At 69.2% G+C, this 17426-nt stretch carries 16 protein-coding genes; 4 read left to right on the top strand and 12 right to left on the bottom strand.

What is annotated here, in order from left to right; all coding sequences use genetic code 11:
- The first annotated feature begins 148 nt into the window (after nt 1–148).
- Nucleotides 149–1396 (top strand): metallophosphoesterase, encoded by a 1248-nt coding sequence (locus tag ACSFBM_RS24030; RefSeq protein ID WP_435486626.1) that lies wholly within the window; start codon nt 149–151, stop codon nt 1394–1396.
- A gap of 9 nt (nt 1397–1405) precedes the next feature.
- Here ACSFBM_RS24030 and ACSFBM_RS24025 read toward each other — a convergent pair whose 3' ends face one another.
- The 4 genes from ACSFBM_RS24025 to ACSFBM_RS24010 all read right to left on the bottom strand — a co-directional run bounded on the left by ACSFBM_RS24025 (nt 1406) and on the right by ACSFBM_RS24010 (nt 5229).
- A complete protein-coding gene (locus ACSFBM_RS24025; protein WP_435486625.1) occupies nt 1406–1903 on the bottom strand; it encodes a polyhydroxyalkanoate granule-associated phasin in 498 nt (165 codons plus the stop codon).
- A 150-nt stretch (nt 1904–2053) separates the two neighbouring features.
- Complete coding sequence (locus tag ACSFBM_RS24020; RefSeq protein ID WP_435486624.1) at nt 2054–3007, bottom strand: lysylphosphatidylglycerol synthase domain-containing protein; 954 nt, start codon at nt 3005–3007, stop codon at nt 2054–2056.
- 140 nt (nt 3008–3147) lie between these two features.
- The gene (gene clsB / locus ACSFBM_RS24015) at nt 3148–4413 is read right to left on the bottom strand and encodes a cardiolipin synthase ClsB (RefSeq protein WP_435486623.1); all 1266 of its coding nucleotides are present in this window, start codon (nt 4411–4413) and stop codon (nt 3148–3150) included.
- Nucleotides 4414–4440: 27 nt separating this feature from the next.
- Nucleotides 4441–5229: an endonuclease/exonuclease/phosphatase family protein gene (locus tag ACSFBM_RS24010; RefSeq protein WP_435486622.1), complete on the bottom strand. Its 789-nt coding sequence runs from the start codon at nt 5227–5229 to the stop codon at nt 4441–4443.
- A gap of 217 nt (nt 5230–5446) precedes the next feature.
- On the opposite strand from ACSFBM_RS24010, the gene ACSFBM_RS24005 reads away from it, so the two are divergent.
- Nucleotides 5447–5875 carry a serine/threonine protein kinase gene (locus ACSFBM_RS24005; RefSeq protein ID WP_435486621.1) on the top strand — a complete coding sequence of 143 codons (429 nt, stop codon included), beginning with the start codon at nt 5447–5449 and terminating at the stop codon, nt 5873–5875.
- Between the two features lie 69 nt (nt 5876–5944).
- On the opposite strand, the gene ACSFBM_RS24000 is transcribed toward ACSFBM_RS24005, so the two are convergent.
- From ACSFBM_RS24000 to ACSFBM_RS23965, 8 genes are all read right to left on the bottom strand, one after another.
- Nucleotides 5945–6523, bottom strand: a complete 579-nt coding sequence (locus ACSFBM_RS24000; protein WP_435486620.1) for a Spy/CpxP family protein refolding chaperone — start codon at nt 6521–6523, stop codon at nt 5945–5947.
- Between the two features lie 147 nt (nt 6524–6670).
- Nucleotides 6671–7750: a flavodoxin family protein gene (locus ACSFBM_RS23995; RefSeq protein WP_435486619.1), complete on the bottom strand. Its 1080-nt coding sequence runs from the start codon at nt 7748–7750 to the stop codon at nt 6671–6673.
- 74 nt (nt 7751–7824) lie between these two features.
- Nucleotides 7825–8721, bottom strand: coding sequence for a pirin family protein (locus tag ACSFBM_RS23990; RefSeq protein WP_435439822.1), 897 nt, complete (start codon nt 8719–8721; stop codon nt 7825–7827).
- 61 nt (nt 8722–8782) lie between these two features.
- Nucleotides 8783–9550 (bottom strand): GNAT family N-acetyltransferase, encoded by a 768-nt coding sequence (locus ACSFBM_RS23985; protein ID WP_435486618.1) that lies wholly within the window; start codon nt 9548–9550, stop codon nt 8783–8785.
- The gene (locus ACSFBM_RS23980) at nt 9547–10740 is read right to left on the bottom strand and encodes a biosynthetic peptidoglycan transglycosylase (RefSeq protein WP_435486617.1); all 1194 of its coding nucleotides are present in this window, start codon (nt 10738–10740) and stop codon (nt 9547–9549) included. Before ACSFBM_RS23980 ends, ACSFBM_RS23985 begins: the two co-directional genes overlap by 4 nt.
- Before the next feature lie 84 nt (nt 10741–10824).
- A complete protein-coding gene (locus tag ACSFBM_RS23975; RefSeq protein WP_435486616.1) occupies nt 10825–11394 on the bottom strand; it encodes a hypothetical protein in 570 nt (189 codons plus the stop codon).
- Entirely contained in the window at nt 11375–12304 is a 930-nt protein-coding gene (gene xrtQ / locus ACSFBM_RS23970) for an exosortase Q (RefSeq protein WP_435486615.1), read from the bottom strand. The genes ACSFBM_RS23975 and xrtQ overlap by 20 nt, the downstream gene beginning before the upstream one ends.
- A 24-nt stretch (nt 12305–12328) precedes the next feature.
- Nucleotides 12329–14434, bottom strand: a complete 2106-nt coding sequence (locus ACSFBM_RS23965) for a VIT and vWA domain-containing protein (RefSeq protein WP_435486614.1) — start codon at nt 14432–14434, stop codon at nt 12329–12331.
- Nucleotides 14435–14638: 204 nt separating this feature from the next.
- Here ACSFBM_RS23965 and creD point away from each other — a divergent pair, with 204 nt between their 5' ends.
- Complete coding sequence (creD, locus tag ACSFBM_RS23960) at nt 14639–16120, top strand: cell envelope integrity protein CreD (protein ID WP_435486613.1); 1482 nt, start codon at nt 14639–14641, stop codon at nt 16118–16120.
- A complete protein-coding gene (locus tag ACSFBM_RS23955; protein ID WP_435486612.1) occupies nt 16117–17421 on the top strand; it encodes a glycoside hydrolase family 3 N-terminal domain-containing protein in 1305 nt (434 codons plus the stop codon). The genes creD and ACSFBM_RS23955 overlap by 4 nt, the downstream gene beginning before the upstream one ends.
- The last annotated feature ends 5 nt before the right edge of the window (nt 17422–17426 follow it).

Here is a 17426-nt window from a genome sequence, read left to right as displayed (position 1 = left end):
CGAAAGGGCGCGAAAGGGCGTGCAAGTGGGCGCCGGCACCGCGTGGCGACGGCGCTTTTCTTGGGCTCCTTGCCGGCCACAGCGCCCGCTATCCGGGCCCCTCGCGCTATAGAAAAAATAGCGGCTCCCGCGTACCGCGGCGTCTTGAATGCGCGGCATGCGCCTTGCAGGTGGTGTATCCCGGGCAGTGCCCGAACCCATTGCCCCGATGCCGATCCGTCCCCTGAGCGCGCTCACCGCGCTGCTTCACGTCTACATTGCGCTGCGCCTGCTGCCCGCGCTGGCCGCGCTCACGCCTGCCTGGCCGCTGGCGCTGCTTGCGCTGGGGGTGTCCGCAGCCACGATTCCCCTGCCTTTTGTGTCGCGCCGCGTCGGGCGCGACGGCTCGGCCGGCGCCGTCCTGAAATGGGTCGGCCTGATCAGCATGGGCTGGTTCTCCTCGATGTTCGTGCTGACCGTGGTGCGCGACGCGGGCCTGGGGCTGACCTGGCTGGCCAGTGCCGCGGGCGGCGTGCAGGTGCCGTGGAACAGCCTGAAGCCCTGGAGCGCGCTGGCGGTGCTGGCGGTGGCCACGGCCACGTCGGCCGTCGGCTTTTTCAACGCGCGCCGCACGGCCAGCGTGAAGCGGGTCGACGTGCCGATCAGCGGCCTGCCGCAGGCGCTCGAAGGCTTCACGATCGCGCAGCTCAGCGACATCCACGTGGGCCCGACCATCAGGAGCGCGTACATCCAGCGCATCGTCGATGCGGTCAACCGGCTGGGCGCGGACGCCATCGCGATCACCGGCGACCTGGTCGACGGCAGCGTGCCCGAACTGCGCGAGCACATCGCGCCGCTGGCGGGCCTGCGCGCGCGCCACGGCACCTTCGTGGTCACGGGCAACCACGAGTACTACGCCGGCGCGCACGCCTGGATCGTCGAGCTGCGCCGGCTCGGCCTGAAGGTGCTGCTCAACGAGCACGTGGTGCTGCAGACGCGCAACGTGCGCGGTGCGCAGACCGACGAAGAGCTGTTCGAAAGCGCGCTGGTGCTGGCCGGCGTGACCGACTTCACCGCCGGGCACTTCGACGCGGCGCACGCCAGCGACCCGCACCTGGCGCTGCACGACGCCCCTCCGCTGGTGCACACGCGCGTGTTGCTGGCGCACCAGCCGCGCAGCGCCACGCTGGCCGCCGCCGCCGGCTACCAGCTGCAGCTGTCGGGCCACACGCACGGCGGCCAGTTCTTTCCGTGGAACCTGTTCGTGCCGATGCAGCAGCCTTTCACGGCGGGACTGCACCGCCTGCACGACATGTGGGTCTATGTGAGCCGGGGCACCGGCTACTGGGGCCCGCCGAAGCGCTTCGGCGCGCCTTCTGAAATCACGCTGCTGACGCTGGTGCCGGCGAAAGCCTGAACGTTTTCTTCAGGCCTCGAGGTCGGCCAACCGGCGCGCGTTGGACGTGGCGGCCGCATGGATCGGCTTGAGCCCTTCGCGCGCGATGCCCGCCGCGATGCCCGGCAGCTGGCTCGCGGCGTTGACGGAGCCGGCGGCCGACTGCACGAAGGCATCGCCGTTCGCCGCCGCCTGGGCCGGCGTGACGCTGCCAGCCAGCAGGAAGAAGGCGGTGGTGCCCTGCATCCATTGCTGCAGCGTGCGGCTGGCCAGCGATACCTGGCTGTGATGCCACTGCCGTGCCATCGCCATGCCCGATTCGCTCGCGGCGGCCAGCTTCTCCTGGCCCATGAGCTGGAACTCGGCCAGGTCGGCCGCGGTGGGCGTGAGCCCCGCCTTGGCCATGCGCTCGGTCCGCATGCGGATCACCGAACCTGACGACAACAGCATCTCGTGGGTCTTGAGCGCCAGGTCGAGCCACTGCGTGAGCGGATGATTCGGACGGGCGGCGGCATGGAGAGACGGCATGTGGGGCGTGCGCAGGGCTTGGAGGAGGTCGGCCCACTATAGGCTTCTCGCGCCGAAATTGCTGCGTCGCAACAATTGACTCCTGATTGTTGCGACATCGGTCCTGTTTTTCGACAGGCCAACTGCGTGGCAAGCGAGTACGTGGGGCCGTCAGGACCCTGCGCGCAGCCGCCTGGCGCGCACTTCGGTCGCCAGGTAGCCCAAGGTCGCCACCACCAACGGCAGCAGGTAATACAGGCCGCGGTACGCCAGCAGCGCCCCGAGCAACTGCGCTTCCGCCACGGCATGCCCCAGCAGCGCGACGAACACGGCCTCCAGCACGCCGAGCCCCGCGGGCACGTGCGTGACCACGCCCGCCACCGCGGCCACAAGAAGCACCGCGAGCACGTGCACATAGCCGACCTGCCCCTGCAGCAGGAACCAGATCACGCCGCCGATCAGCGACCAGTTGGCGCACGACATCGCCAGTTGCAGCAGCGCCATCGGCAGGCCCGGCGTCTTGAACGCATGCCCGCGCACGCGCCACACGCGCCCCTTGGCCACGGCGCACAGCACCAGGTAAGCCAGCGCCACCGCCAGCAGCGCCGCGCCCAGGATGCGCAACCCCTCGTTGCCGATCTTCCAGCCCGGCGGCAGCGCCAGCGGCCAGAAGCAGAAGGCCGCGCCCGCCACCACCAGGTAGCCGAACCAGTTGGTCAGCATGCTGAAGCCCAGCACCCGCGTGATGGTGTCGTTGCCCAGCCCCAGGCGCGAATACAGCCGGTAGCGGAACGCCACGCCGCCCACCAGCGAGCCCAGGTTGAGGTTGAACGCATAGCTGATGAAGGTCACGCCCATCACCGTGCCGGTGCCCAGCCGGTGCTTCGTCACATGCCGGCCCAGCAGGTCGTAGGTGCTGTACAGCGCGAAGCTGCACACCACCAGCGCGCCGGCGGCCAGCAGCGCGCTCGCGGGCAACGCGCGGATCGCACCGAGCACCTCGCCCCAGTCGATGGTGCGCGCCTGCGTCACCAGCAGCCAGGCGATCAGCGCGAAGAAGCCCCACACGGCCACACGGCGGGCCCAGGGCCACCAGGCGGTGCGGGAGAGAGCCATCGCGCTCATGGCGGCACCTTCGCGCTTCGCGCTGCGGTGCGCGCTTGCTTGGGGCGGCCCGGCGCTGCGTTCATACGAGCACCTTCGCGCTTCGCACTGCGGTGCGCGCTTGCTTGGGGCTGCCCGGCGCTGCGCTCATCGGCTGGGCCTCAGGCGGCTTCCGTCTGCGTGGCACCGCCGGTCGGGCTGCTCAGGCCGGAGTCGCGCCGGCTGGCCAGGTCGGTGGCCTCGGCCAGCGTCAGGCGCGGTACGTGGCGCGGCAGGCGGCCCAGCAGCGCCGGATACCAGCGCAGGATGTGGAACACGAAGAAGCTGCGCACCAGCCGCCAGCCGCTCCATTCGCTGGCCAGGTCCGCCTCCTCGATCTGCTTGCAGCTGTGGCGCATCAGCTGGTCCATGCGCTCCCACAGCACGCCGTTGAAGGCGGTGTCGCGCACGATCACGTTCGACTCCAGGTTGAGCGACAGGCTCAGCGGGTCGAGGTTGCTCGAGCCCACGGTGCTCCACTTGTCGTCCATCAGCGCGACCTTGCCGTGCAGCGGCCGTTCGCAGTACTCGTAGATGCGCACGCCGGCATGCATGAGGTGGTGGTACAGCATGCTCGCGGCCGTCTTCACGATGGGCATGTCCGGCTCGCCCTGCAGGATGAGCCGCACGTCCACGCCGCGGCGCGCCGCGCGGCGCAATTCCTTGATGAGCCGGTAGCCCGGAAAGAAGTACGCGTTGGCGATCACGATGCGCTCTTTCGCCGAACGGATGGCCGCGCGGTACTGGTGCTCGATGTCGTTGGTATGGCGCCGGTTGTCGCGCGTGACGAACATCACGTCGGCGTCGCCGGCATGGCTTTGCCGCACCGGCGGCGCCAGCTTCAGGCGGCGGCGGAACCACCCCGCGCCCCTGCCGCCCAGCGCAATGGCGCGCAGCACGAACTGATGGATCTGCGCGACGATCGGGCCCTCGAGCTCCACCGCGTAGTCCTGCTTGGCCTTGGGGCCGAAGTCCATCAGGTGGTCGGCCGAGTAGTTGATGCCGCCCACGAAGGCGCGCTCGCCGTCGATCACCACGATCTTGCGGTGCATGCGGCGAAACACGTTGAGCCGCTGGCCCATGAAGCGCGAGCCCGGGTCGAACACGCGCACCTTGACGCCCACCGAGGTCAGCCCCTCGATGAACTCGCGCGACAGGTCGGGCGAGCCGAAGCCGTCGATCATCAGGTCGACCTTCACGCCGCGCTGCGCGGCTTCGCGCATGGCGGCGTGCAGCTGCAGGCCGACCTTGTCCTCGAACAGGATGAAGGTCTCGACGATGGCTTCGCGCTTCGCATGGCGAATGGCGTCGAACACGCGAGGGAAGAACTGCTCGCCGTTCTCGAGCAACTCGATGCGGTTGCCACCGATCCAATGGTTGTTGTTCATGGGAATGCTCGCAAAACCTCGGGAATCTCAGAGATCGATGTTGGCCACCAGCGGCGCGTGATCCGACAGGTGCGACCACGGCCGGCGCGGCAGCACCACGGGTGCATGCACGCCGGCGTTGCGCACGTAGATGCGGTCGAGCTGCAGCACGGGGAAGCGCGCCGGAAAGGTCTTGGCCGCGCGGCCGTTGGCCTGCACGAACACCTCGCGCAGCGCGGCGCCCTTTGCGAGCACCTCGTGCGCGCGGCCGCGCCAGTCGTTGAAGTCGCCGGCCACGATCAGCGGCGCGTCGGGCGGCACCTCGTCGCGCACGATATGGCACAGCAACTCCAGTTGCTGCTGCCGATGCGCCTCGGCCAGGCCCAGGTGCGCGCAGATCGCGTGCACGTCGACCGTGCGGCCCGGCAGGCGCAGCACGCAATGCAGCAGGCCGCGCTTCTCGGGGCCGCTCACCGACACATCGTGGTTGCGGAAATGCACGATCGGGAATTTGGACAGCACCGCGTTGCCATGGTGGCCCTTGGGGTACACGGCGTTGCGCCCGTAGGCGAACTGCGGCCACATGGTGTCGGCCAGGAATTCGTAGTGCGGCGCCTCGGGCCAGTTGCTCACCTTGCGCTCATGGCGCGAATGCGTGCCCAGCACCTCCTGCAGGAACACCACGTCGGCCCCCACGGTGCGCACAGCATCGCGCAGCTCCGGCAGGATGAACTTGCGGTTCAGCGCGGTGAAACCCTTGTGGGTGTTCACCGTCATGACCTTCAACGAGGTGGTCACTGGCGCTGCGTCAGCGGATGGAATGGGCGAGGAAGACATCGTTGCACGGGTTGTACGTGGCTGAACGCATCCTGACTGTAGGAACGGGCCACCTTCTCTCGCCCCTTTCAGGCCTGGGGCGCGACCTCCTACAGGCATGCCTGCCACACCCCCACATGGCACGGAATTCGGCGCTCCTACGGTGATTTCAGGGCCTGGAGAAAGCAGCCCGCGTTTTCATCCATCCAAACCGAGACAAGCCACAAGGAGCACAACCATGAAGTCATCCACTTTTCACGCCACGGTTCTCGCCGCGCTGCTGGGCACCGCCAGCATGGCCATGGCGCAGACCACGTCGATCCCCGCCGCCCCCGACGCGTCGGTCGGTGGCGAGGCCAGCACCATGACGCCGGCCGGCGTGGCCAATCCGCCGCAGCGCCCCGACAACTCGATGCCGAACTCGCGCGAAGCCGTGAAGGCCGAAGCGCGCGCGCAGAACCGCAACAACGCCAACAGCATGGTGCCCAAGGGTGAAGCCAGCACCACGTTCAACCACCAGCCCAACGCCACGCCGCAGCCCACCGGCGAGATGTCGCGCGCCGAAGTGAGCCAGACCGGCCGCAAGGTCAAGCCGCAATTCGGCCAGAAGGGCGAGCGCCCGGACGTGGCGACGAACCCGACCGACAAGACCGGCACGCCGAAGTAACCCGGCCACGCACGCAGGAAAAAGCCCGCAGCGCTTTCGCGCTGCGGGCTTTTTTCTACGTGGCGAAGATCAGCCCTTGGCAGGTGCCGCACCGCGCTGGCCGTCAGGGCCGCCGTGGCCGTGGTGACCGCGGGGGCCGCCGTGACCGCCGAAATGCACGGTCTCGGCGTCGAAGGTCTTCTGCTGCTCCGGCGTCAGCCCGGCATAGAAGGTCTTCGTGGCCTCGGCGCGCTTGGCGAACATGGCGCTGCGTTCGGCCTGGCGGGCCTGCATGCGTTCCAGGCGCTGCGGCGTGGTCAGCTTGGCGAACTCGGCGCGGTCCATGCGCGGCGGGCGGGCGCCGGCCGGCGGTTGGCTCGCGGCGGTGAAGGTGCTCCATGCGCCTTCCTGGCCGGCGTTCAGCTTGAGCTTTTCCTTCAACTCGGCGAGGCGCTTGGCGCGGTGCTCCTGCATGCGCTCCATGCGCTTGGCGGGGTCCATGCGCTTGTGCTGCGCCTTGGGCGCGGCAGCGTTGTCGGCCTGGGCCACCGCGGCGGCGGGTGCGGCTGCGGAGGGTGCGACCGGCGCTTGAGCGAAGGCGCCCGAAGAGGCGAGGGCGGCCGAACCGAGCAGGCTGGCCCAGACGATGCGTTGGCGAAGAGAGATCATGAGAAGTGCTTCCTTTCGAAGACTGCCGCCGATGGGCAGCAGGTGAGACGAAGTGTGGAAGACCTCTGTATCGCATCCGTTAGCCCGGCGTGAGCTTGCGTAAAGAACGGTGAACACCGCACCGCGTGCCGGACAGGCGTGCGTTCCCTACTTGGGCCGCGGGCGCTTCAGCCCGCGGTCGGGCGGCTGCAGCTTGCCGGCGCGCAACTCGCCCACGGCGCGGGCCACCGCGCGCGCCACGTTGCGCACTTCTTCCTGCATGTCGGTATCGGCGTCCAGCACGTCATGGCTGGTGGCGTAGGGCTCGTAGTAGCCGATGTAGCGGTCCAGCCGCGCCTGCGTGCCGGCGTCGACGAGCCCCATCCAGTCGAGCCAGTCGCAGAGGTTGCGTCGCAGGCTCTTCACGCCGGCCACGTTGCCGTGCACCACCACGCCGTAGGCGCGGCCGTCGAGGTGCTTGGGGTAGCCCCAGCCCCCGCCTTCCAGCTCGAGCGCCTTGGCTTCCTCGGGCATCTTGCCGTGGGTGCTGCTCGGGTCGGGGTTGCCGCCGTCGGCGCACACCAGCCGGTCGATCATCAGCTTCAGCGGGCTCGTGGCCTGGTACCAGTGCGTGGGCGTGAGCAGGATCACGCCGTGCGCGGACACCCAGCGCTCGTAGATCTCGTTCATCCAGTCGCCGGTCTGGCGCAGCGAATGGTTCGGGTAGCAGCTGCATGGCCAGTGGCACAGCGGCATGGCGGTGGAAACACAACCCTTGCAGGGATGGATCTGCCGGCCGTATTCAGAGGTGACCAGGCTCAGGTCGAGCAGGTCGACTTCGATGCCGCTGCCTTCGAGCACCTCGCGCGCCAGTTCGGCCATGCGCCATGTCTTGGAGATTTCGCCGGGGCAGGTGCCGTCGTTGCGCGGCGAGGCGTTCACCAGCAGCACGCGCGAGCGCGTCTGCGGCAGCCCCCATGCGGCCTGCGCCGCATCGATGCGCGCCTTCGCGTCGAGCCAGTCGACGGACAGGTCGTAGCCGGGATCGGCATAGCCCGGCCCGGCCTTGCGCGTGACCGGTGCCTTGCGGCCTTCCTCGTAGGCCTCCCACGCGACCAGCTCGATGCGCTTGAGCGCTTCGGCCTCGGCCTGGAAGGCCGGGTCTTGGAAAGGCTGCATGAAGCGTTCATGGAACTGGGCGCGCTGCAGCGTGTCAGGCGCCTGTCCTTTTCGGATCGTGAGGGGCATCGCTGCAATCTAGGCAGCCGTGCGTGGGGCCGCGTCCGTGCCCCATGCCGTCTTGCGGTAGGCGGCCGACTACATCAGCCCAGCTTGCCGTTCTGGAAGTCGTGCATCGCCTGCTTGATCTCCTGCTGCGTGTTCATCACGAAGGGGCCGTACTGCGCGATGGGCTCGTGCAGCGGCCTGCCCGCGATGAGCAGCGCGCGCGCCGGGCTGTGGTTGGTGGCGCCCGCGCGCAGCACCACGCCGTCGCTGGCCGCGTCGTTGGCAAGGATGGCCATGCGGCGCGTCGGAATCTCGCTGCCCGCGATCCACAGCGATTCGCGGAACACGTAGACCAGCACGTTGTGATCGTGCGGCAGCGGCTGCGCAAACTCCGCTCCCGGCGGCAGCGTGATGTCGAGGTACAGCGGCTCGGTGTGCTCGCGCCGCACCGCGCCCTCAATGCCGTGGCTCGCGCCCGCGATCACCCGCACATGCACCCCGGCGGCGGTGGTGAACTCGGGAATCTCCTGGCTCTGGATGTCGCGGTACCAGGGCTCGCGCATCTTGTCCTTGGCGGGCAGGTTGAGCCACAGCTGGAAGCCTTCCATCAGGCCTTCTTCCTGCTCGGGCAGCTCGCTGTGCACGAGACCGCGGCCCGCGGTCATCCATTGCACGCCGCCGTTCTCCAGCAAGCCCTCGTGCCCCGCGCTGTCGCGATGGCGCATGCGGCCCGCGATCATGTAGGTGACGGTTTCGAAGCCGCGGTGCGGGTGGTTGGGAAAGCCGCCGATGTAGTCGCCCGGGTTGTCGCTGCCGAAGGCGTCGAGCATCAGGTACGGGTCGAGGCGCTTCTGCAGCGGCTGCTGCAGCACGCGGGTGAGCTTGACGCCGTCGCCGTCGCTGGTGGAAACACCGGCCACGATGTGGTCGATGCCGCGCGGCACGGCGACGGGATCGGTGGGGTGGTTGGCGTGGTGGTTGGCGTTCGTCATGCGGCCATGGTGGCACTAACCCGCGCCCGGCGCCACCCGTGCACGTCTCTGCGTGGTCTTCCTACTTCGTCCAGTAGCTGTACTGCCAGTGCGTCTCGAAGCCGGCGCGCCGGTACAGCGCCAGCGCGGCAGGGTTCGCCGCGTCGACCTGCAGGAACACCCGCTCGAACCCCTGCGCCAGCGCCGCCTGCGCCAGCCCGGCCAACACGCGGCCCGCCAGGCCGCGTCCGCGCTGTGCCTTGTCGGTTCGCATGCCGTGCACGCTGGCCCAGCCGTGGCCGAACGCCATGGCGCCGGCCGCCACCGTGCACCCGCCTTCGCGCACGCTGGCGTACAGCGTGCCCTTGGCGCGCGACAGCATGCGCACGCGGTGCGCGCCGTCCACCGGATCGAACCCCTCGCCGAGGAACAAGGCGGCCCACGCGTCGTCGGGGGCGCTGTCGACATCGGCCGGCGCCACGCCGGGCGCGGCCACCTGCCGCATGCGCTGCGCCGAGCCGACCTGCACGCAGGTCGGGGCGTCCGCCTTGTAATGGCGGCGTTCCAGCTCGGCGCGCAACCCTTCGAAGCAGGGCGCGTCGGCCAGCCGCAGCGCGGTCGCGGCCTGGCGGCTGGCGTAGCGGTCCTCGATGCGGTCGAGCGTGGCGGCATCGACCGCGCCGCGGTGCAGCGGCACGGCCGACTTGGCGCGCTTCACGGTGCCGTCGGCGAAGGGCAGCAGCCAGCCGTCGAGCTCCTCGGTGAGGTCGGGCGAAACGGCCGCGACGGTGGCGCGCTCGATGGCTTCGATGTCGGAGACGTTCAGCGTCATGGGATTCATGGGATTCATGGGGTTGCCTCGGGCGCCGTGAACTTCGCCGCGGCCACGCCCTTGAGCAGCGCCTCGCGCTGGTTCCGGCTGATGCCGCGGATGCCCTCGGCCACCCACTTGATGCGTTCGGCGTCGATGTGGCCGTCGCGCCGCCATTGTTCGAGCACGGCCTGCGGCTTGTGCAGCATGGCCGCAAGCCACACGGCCTGCGCCGGCTCCAGCGTGCGTGCGCTGCGCTTGAAGTAGCGGCGCGCCGCGGCCTCGGCGCCGCAGAGGTTGCCGCCCCACGGCGCGTTGTCCAGGTACAGCTGCAGGATGCGGGCCTTGCCCAGCGTCTGCTCCATTTCCACGGCGTACAGCAGCTCGCGCAGCTTGCGCTCGGCGGTGCGGTCGCTGCCCGTCACCAGCAGCTTGGCCAGCTGCTGCGTGAGCGTGCTGCCGCCGCGGCGGATCTGCCCGGGCTTCTGGTTGTTGTCGATCGACGCGAGGATCTCGGTCAGGTCGTAGCCGGTGTGAGTGAAGAAGCGCTGGTCCTCCGCCGCGATGACCGCGCGCGCCAGCCAGCTGTCGTTGCCGAGCTTGGCCGACGGGCCGCAGCTGGTGCGCGCGTTCAGCATGGCCTCGGTGCCCAGCCCCTCGACCGTGAACTGGCCGATGGTCGGCTGCACTGCGAAGGTGGCCTCGGGCAGCACGAGCTGCCCGCGCAGCGCCAGCGTGCCGCCGATGCGCGCGCGCTGCAGCTCGGGCAGCGTGGGCACCAGCACCGCGTACCAGCGCGCGATGGGCGCGTCCTGCACGCTGGCGTTGAGATGCAGGGTCTTGGGTGCGAGCCTGCCGTCCCACTGGCCCTGCAGCGGGGTGGTGTCGGTGCTCAGCGGCATGGCCTCGAAGGTGCCGGCGAGCATGTTGCCGTCGCGCTTGACGGTGGCGACCAGGCGCTCCACCTTGATCGGCTGGGTGCCCAGCGCCGACACCTCGGCGCTGCAGGGCACGCACTGCATTTCGAGCAGCTCGCCGGCCGGCTTCCAGGCGAAGCGCACGGTGCCGAAGCGGGTGTCGAGCGAACGCCCGTTCAGGTACGGCGCGAACCATGGCGAGGTGGCCACCCGCACCGCGGTCGGCACGCCGATCTCGAAGTTCAGCGGCCCGGCCTTCACGGTGGTGCTCCACTCGCCGGCGGCGGGCGCGAGCGCGAGCTTGACTATCAAAAAGATAGCTACACACGCAGTAATGACAAGGGCCAGCAGGCCATAAAGCACAAATCGCAGGGTCTTCTTCACAGGCACGTTTTCTCAGATCGGTCTCGCCACGGTGACAGCTTGCCATGGGCCATGCGACTGGCCGCTGGCCGCCGCCCAGTACCAGGCTGAAGTGTCAGTGAAAGCCGTGCCCCGGGCATCCACGATCCGCTCGCAGACGCGGATTTTTTGCGCGCCGTGCCGTTGCGCAACAAAACAGCGCCACAGGCGTTCCTGCGCATCGCGCTCCAGCCGCGCCTGCTCGATGCGGTAGCCCAGCGCGCGGTAGCAGTCCACCGCGGGGTGCAGCATGCGCGTGGGCTGCGTCACCGCGCGCATCACCAGCGTCTGCGTGCCGTCGGTCATGCGGCCGATCGCGCCTGGAAAGTTGTCGGCAAAGCGCTGCTCGACCTCGCTCAGCGCCAGCGGGCGCAACGGCGCGCCGTCCCATTCGCGGGGCCATTCATGCGACGTGGCCGCGGCCACCGGCCCGGCCGGCGCGCGCACCGCCGCGGTGAGCGACCACCCCATGCACAGCACCATCGCCAGCGCGAAGGCCGACTTGTGGCCGATGCGGTTGATGAAATGGTTGGCGAACCAGCGCTCAAAGAACGGTGTCGACACGGCGGCCTCCCTGGGTGGTGATCAGGCCCGGAATGGGTTGTTCGGAAAGTTCAGGCGCGGGACGCACCGGCACCATCAGCCGGGCGATGGCGCCGCACACCACGGCCAGCACCAGCAGACCCAGTGCGTTGTGCGCCCAGGGCGCCAGCGGATGGCCCGCGCCTTCGAAGGCGATCAGCACGCTGTTGCGCACGATGTTCCCGCCCAGCACGAAGAGGCCGACCATCGGCAGGCGGCGCACGAAGCCGCGGTCGCTGCGGCCGGCCCACAGCGCGACCGCGCAGGCCGTGAAGTAGCCGAGCCACACCATCTGCACACCGGAGCAGGGCGCATCGACGATCACCAGGCGGCCGTCGATCATGAGGGTCGCGCCTTCGCGCGCCACCTCGAAGCCCGGCGCCAGCAGCCAGCGGCTGAGCTCGGCGGTGACCACGCGCAGCGGGTAGCCGGCATAGAACTGCAGCGACGACAGCAGCGGCAGCGCCAGCACCGACAGGCCGACCACCGGCAGCGCCGCCACGCGCCGCGGCAGGAACGCGAGCAGGCCGCAGGCCAGCGCCAGCACGGCGACCAGGCCCGCCGCCAGCGGCGGCAACGCAGGGACCAGGCCGAGCCCGGTGCGCAGCAGCGTCGCCAGCACGGTGCCCGCGCCCGCCAGCGCGAGCCAGCCCAGGCGCGGCGAAGCGCGCAGTTCGCGCCGGCGATGCCAGGCCAGCGCGGCGAGCGCGACCAGCGCCAGCAGGCCCATCGGATCGTCGGAGCCGTCGCGCATGCGCTGGACCATCCAGGCCCAGGTCGGCACCAGCGCGGTGAACTGCAGCGCGAGCCAGCCGGCGGCCGGCGTGCGGTCGATGTGGATGCCCCAGTCCACGATGCGCGGGTGGCGGTGGGCGAGCGTTGCCAAGGACATGGGTCTTCTCTCTCTCTTTTCTGTTCAGGACGTGAAGCGGCGCGCGTCGTTGCGGCGTGCGCGGCGGCGCAGCATGGCCAGCATCGACAGCACCACGGCAATGGCACCCAGCGATTCGGGCTCGGGCGTGCTCGGCACTTCGGCGCCCAAGGTCGGCACGGCCAGCTCGCTCACGCCTTGCGGCAGGGGCAGCGGCTGGTTCACCGACGCGCTGTCCTGCGGCGCCAGGTTGCGCACCACCTTGTCGACCGCGATGAAGCTCGTGTATTGCGTGAGCAGGCTGTACTTCAGGCCCAGCTCGGTGATGCGCTCCTTGAAGGCCGCGCTGCCTTCTAGCGTTTCCTGGTCGCTCAGGCTCTGGATGCGGTGGCGCGCCCACAGCGTGCGCAGCGCGGCCGTGTCCTGGCGGGTGCGGCTGTCGATGCGCACCTCCTCGCGGTACGGGCCGCTGGCGCTCTGGCCTTCGATGACCACCCGGCCCTTGGCCTGTCCGTTCGAGTCCGCACGCCACTTTCCGAACACGATCACCGGGCGCTCGCCCAGCAAGTCGGGCAAGGCCTGCGGCTCCACGTCGTACACGTCGAGGCCGCCGAAGGTCGCCTTCACATTCGTGAGCACCGGCGACTCCACCATGCGGCGAAAGCGCGCGGCCTGCTCGGGCGCCTGCACCGGGTCGGTGATGATGAAGGGCTCGCCCATGCCGGCGCGCGCAATGCCTTCCATCAGGCTGCGGTTCACCGAAGAGCCGATGCCGAAGGCGAACACATTGGCCTTCGACAGGTTGTTGCGCACCAGCTCGAAGGCTTCGCGCTCCACCGTCACGTAGCCGTCGGTCACCACGACCACGGTGCGCGACACCTTGTCTTCCTTCGGCTCCGCGTACACGCGCTTCAGCGCCGGAATCAGCTCGGTGCTGCCGCTGCCGCTGTAGTTCTGGATGGTCGACAGCGCCTGTTGGATGTTGGCGCGCGTGGCCGGCACCGACCTGGGCGACAGCATCTTGTTGCTGCCCGAGAACAGCAGCACGTTGAAGGTATCGCTGGGGCGCAGCCCGCCGATCAGGCGTTCGAGCACCGTCTTGGCGGTGTCCAGCGGAAAGCCGTGCATCGAGCCCGAGATGTCGACCACGAAGATGTAGTCGCGCGGCGAAATGGCACTGGCGGCCACGGCCTTGGGCGGCTCGACCATCGCGAGGAAGAAGTTCTCCGCGTTCTCACCCTGCCCCTTGTAGAGCATCAGGCCCGACTCGATCTTCTCGCCCGCCAGGCGGTAGTCGAGCACGAAGTCGCGGTTGTCCGCGGGGCGGCCGTCGGCCGTGAGCGCAATGTCGGCGTGCTGGTCTTCGTCGCTCTTCTTCACGTCGATGGTGTGCGTGGCGGAGCGAATTTCCTTCAGGCCCATCGGCGTGTCGATGCTGGCCTTCAACCTGAAGCTGGCGGCGGGCGCGGTGCCCGAGACCCCTGCCGGCAGCGTCGGTTGCGCGACCCACTTCGCCTGGGCGCTCTCCGACTTCGCGCTTTCCGACTGCGGGCTGTTGTAGCGCGGCCCGACCACCGTCGGGAACACGAACTGGTAGTTGCCCGACTGCGGCACCAGCAGTTCGGTGTAGCGCAGTTCCACCTTCACGTCGTCGCCGGGCAGGATGTTGGCGACGTTCATCTGGAACACGTTGGGCAGGTGCTGCTCGAGCAGGGCTGCGGTCTTGCCCTCCTTCTTCGCGGTGTCGTACTCGATCTGCGCCTGCTGCTTCTCGCGGATCTGCGCGGTGATGAGGCGGTCGGCCAGGCGCACGTTCAGGCCGCTCACCGCGGCCTTGGTCGAACCGGGGAACACGTACTTCGCCTCGATGGCGCGCTGGCCTTCGTTGCGGTAGGTCTGCGTGACCGTCACGTCGGCGATCACGCCCGAGATCTTCACCGAGACCTCGGTGCCTTTCAGCGGCAGGCGGTCGACCGCGGGGTCGTCGCTCTTCACGAAGAAGTAGGGGCTCTCGGTCTTCAGGCGCGCGCCGGCCGGCGCTTCCTGCGCGTGGGCCGGGCGCACGCCCATGGCGATGAAGCCCGCGGTCGCCAGGCTCACGGTGGCGAGCCAGAGCCAGAGGCCGGGGCGTGGGTTGGTGTGGGCATCCATGGCGGGGGTCCTTGTCCGTGCGAACTTGCACAGCGGCAACTGTCGCCAGCGCAGGAGAAGGCAGTGGGAAGACGCGTTGAAGTCGCAACCCGTGAATTCGCCGCTGTGTGAAGCCTGTGTGAAGCCGTGCGGCGCGGGCGCTTCACACGGCCTTCGGATCGCGCGGCGAGCATCGCGGCTTCCCTGACAACGAGGAGAGAAAAAATGCTTCAGTTCCTGAGAGCCCTGCAGAGCTCGATGCTGGTCAAGGTGGCCGGCCTGTTCTTCCTGGTGCTGCTGCTGTGCATTCCGCTGGCGGAGATCGACTCGCTCAACCGCGCGCGCGGCGACAGCCAGCGCGAAGCCGCCCAGGAACTCGCCGCCACCTACGCCGGACGCCAGACCATGGTCGGCCCGCTGCTGCTGGTGCCGTATGTCGAGCGCTGGATGGAGCCGCAGCGCAATGCGCAGGGCAAGGTGATCGGCCAGGAAGCGCGAGCCAAGGAAATGGCCCACGTGGTGTTCCCGGAGAAGCTGCACATCGAAGGCACCATGGCGCCGCAGGAGCGCTACCGCGGCATCTTCAAGATTCCGTTCTACACCCTGAACGCCACGCTCGGCGGCGGCTTCGCGGCCTTCGACCCGAAGGCCGTGCAGCGCAGCGAGACCGATTCGAAGATCGAATTCAAGACCCCCTTCATCGCCTTCAACGTGAGCGACCTGCGCGGACTCGACGGCTCACCGGCGCTGGTGATGGGCGGCGAGCCCCTGCGCTTTCGCCAGCGCGTGCCGGGTATCGCCGACGACGCCTGGTTCGCCGACGGCATCCACGCGCCGCTGACCGGCGCGGCGCTGGCGGCATGGCAGGCCAACACCCCCGTGTCTTTCGAAATGAAGCTCGGCCTCGTCGGGCAGGACACGCTGGCCATTGCGCCCATTGCCGAGGAAACCACCGCGCACCTCAGTTCGCCCTGGGCGCACCCGAGCTTCGGCGGCCGCTTTCTTGCGGCCGAGCGCAGCGTGACGCCGCAAGGCTTCGACGCACGCTGGCGCGTGTCCTCGCTCGTGACCTCCGCGCGCGAGCAGGTGCGCGGCGGCCTGGCCGGGCGCGGCGGCGACCCCGGGAGCGACGCCGAACCCGTGGGCCGCGCGCGCCGCACCCTGGGCGCGCTGCAGACCTTCGACGTGTCGCTGGCACAACCCATCAACGTGTATTCGATGAGCACGCGCGCGGGCAAGTACGGCATGCTGTTCATCGGGCTGGTGCTGATGGCGGCCTTCATGTTCGAACTGTTCCGCAAGCTGCGCCTGCACCCGGTCCAGTACGGCCTGGTGGGACTGTCGATCGCGCTGTTCTTCCTGCTGTTGCTGGCACTGTCGGAAAAGTTCGCCTTCTGGATGGCGTACGCGGGCGCAGCCACGGCCAGCGTCGCCTTGCTGGCGGTGTACTTCAGCGCGGTGCTCGAAGGCTGGCGGCGCGGGTTGTCGTTCGGTGCGTTCGTGGCGCTGCTGTATGGCGCGCTCTACGGGCTGCTGGCTTCGGAGAGCAATGCGCTGCTGCTCGGCGCGCTGCTGATCTTCGGCATGCTGGCCGTGCTGATGCTGGTCACGCGCAAGGTCGACTGGTATGCGCTGTCGCGGCAAGGCAAAGCGAATGACGCGAACGAAGCGGCGCCGGCCGCAATCGCCGAAGCACAGGCGGCATGAAGCTGCTGCGGGCCATCGGCGGTGCGCTGGGCTGGCTGGCCCTGGCCACGCTGTGGTTCTGGGCCTGGCACCTGAAGGACCCGCACCTGCTCTTCATGCGCGAATGGGAGCTGCCCCTGCTGCTTGCAGCGCTGGCCGCAAGCAGCGCCATCGCATGGCGGTTCGCGCGCGGCGCGTTGCGCCCGGTGGCGCTGGGCCTCGCATGCACGGGGCTGCTCACGACGGTGTGCAACGAGGCCGCTTCCCGCCAGCACCGCGCCGAAGTCCTTGCGATGTCGGGCCCCACCGCACAGACGCTGGGCGCGCACTTCATCGTTGGCTACGACGATGCGAACGACCTGCGCGAACTCGCGCGCAAGGGACTGATCGGCGGCATTTTCGTGACCGGGCGCAACGTGCGGGGCCGCACCGCCGACCAGCTGCGCGACGAAATCCGGGGCCTGCAGGCGCTGCGCCGCGACGCCGGCTTGCCGCCGCTCGTCGTCGCGACCGACCAGGAAGGCGGCGGCGTCTCGCGCCTGTCGCCGCTGGTGCAACGCCAGCCCGCGCTGTCCACCCTGCTCGACGCGGACATTCCCGACGGCCAGCTCTCGGAACGCGCCCACGCCTACGGTGCGCAACAGGGCAGGGCACTGGCGGCTTTGGGTGTCACGCTCAACTTCAGCCCGGTGGTCGACCTGCGGCCGGGCCGTGCGCCGGGCCGCTGGGACTTTCACACCCGCATCGAGGACCGCGCCATCTCCAGCGACCCCGCCGTCACCACGCAGGTGGCGCTCGCTTACGCGCAAGGCCTTGAATCCGCTGGCGTTCGCGGCACGCTGAAGCACTTTCCCGGCCTGGCCGGCGTGACCGCAGACACCCATCATTTCGCCGCCGAACTGCGCACACCGGTCGCCCGTCTGGCCGCGCAAGACTGGAAACCATTTCAAGAAGTGTCGAAACAATCTGACGCAGCCATCATGCTGGGCCATGTCATCCTTGCGGAACTCGATGCGCTGTACCCGGTCTCTTTCTCGCGCAGAATCGTGCAGCAGCTGATTCGAGGCGAGTGGGGCTACCAGGGCCTGGTCGTCACCGACGATCTCACGATGGGCGCGGCCTACAACCGCGGTCTCTGCGAAGCCACTGTCCGGGCCCTCGACGCCGGGGTGGACCTCCTGCTGATCGCCTTCGACCACGACAAGTACTTCGATGCCATGCATTGCGCGCACCAGGCGGCAGGCCCCGGCGCGCAGCGCGTCGCGCTCGATCTCAAGATGCTGGAACGCCGCGACGCGCAGCGGCTCCAATCCTTTCGCTAGCTAGC

The sequence above is a fragment of the Variovorax pasteuri genome (genome assembly GCF_051216435.1).
Taxonomy (GTDB): domain Bacteria; phylum Pseudomonadota; class Gammaproteobacteria; order Burkholderiales; family Burkholderiaceae_C; genus Variovorax.
This window is presented reverse-complemented; position numbering and strand designations above follow the sequence as displayed.

What these genes read in the sequence shown, in the direction of transcription:
- ACSFBM_RS24030 (WP_435486626.1), top strand. Translation starts at nt 149, where the DNA reads ATGCGCGGCATGCGCCTTGCAGGTGGTGTATCCCGGGCAGTGCCCGAA.
- ACSFBM_RS24025 (WP_435486625.1), bottom strand. Translation starts at nt 1,903, where the DNA reads ATGCCGTCTCTCCATGCCGCCGCCCGTCCGAATCATCCGCTCACGCAG.
- ACSFBM_RS24020 (WP_435486624.1), bottom strand. Translation starts at nt 3,007, where the DNA reads ATGAGCGCGATGGCTCTCTCCCGCACCGCCTGGTGGCCCTGGGCCCGC.
- clsB (WP_435486623.1), bottom strand. Translation starts at nt 4,413, where the DNA reads ATGAACAACAACCATTGGATCGGTGGCAACCGCATCGAGTTGCTCGAG.
- ACSFBM_RS24010 (WP_435486622.1), bottom strand. Translation starts at nt 5,229, where the DNA reads ATGTCTTCCTCGCCCATTCCATCCGCTGACGCAGCGCCAGTGACCACC.
- ACSFBM_RS24005 (WP_435486621.1), top strand. Translation starts at nt 5,447, where the DNA reads ATGAAGTCATCCACTTTTCACGCCACGGTTCTCGCCGCGCTGCTGGGC.
- ACSFBM_RS24000 (WP_435486620.1), bottom strand. Translation starts at nt 6,523, where the DNA reads ATGATCTCTCTTCGCCAACGCATCGTCTGGGCCAGCCTGCTCGGTTCG.
- ACSFBM_RS23995 (WP_435486619.1), bottom strand. Translation starts at nt 7,750, where the DNA reads ATGCCCCTCACGATCCGAAAAGGACAGGCGCCTGACACGCTGCAGCGC.
- ACSFBM_RS23990 (WP_435439822.1), bottom strand. Translation starts at nt 8,721, where the DNA reads ATGACGAACGCCAACCACCACGCCAACCACCCCACCGATCCCGTCGCC.
- ACSFBM_RS23985 (WP_435486618.1), bottom strand. Translation starts at nt 9,550, where the DNA reads ATGAATCCCATGAATCCCATGACGCTGAACGTCTCCGACATCGAAGCC.
- xrtQ (WP_435486615.1), bottom strand. Translation starts at nt 12,304, where the DNA reads ATGTCCTTGGCAACGCTCGCCCACCGCCACCCGCGCATCGTGGACTGG.
- ACSFBM_RS23965 (WP_435486614.1), bottom strand. Translation starts at nt 14,434, where the DNA reads ATGGATGCCCACACCAACCCACGCCCCGGCCTCTGGCTCTGGCTCGCC.
- creD (WP_435486613.1), top strand. Translation starts at nt 14,639, where the DNA reads ATGCTTCAGTTCCTGAGAGCCCTGCAGAGCTCGATGCTGGTCAAGGTG.
- ACSFBM_RS23955 (WP_435486612.1), top strand. Translation starts at nt 16,117, where the DNA reads ATGAAGCTGCTGCGGGCCATCGGCGGTGCGCTGGGCTGGCTGGCCCTG.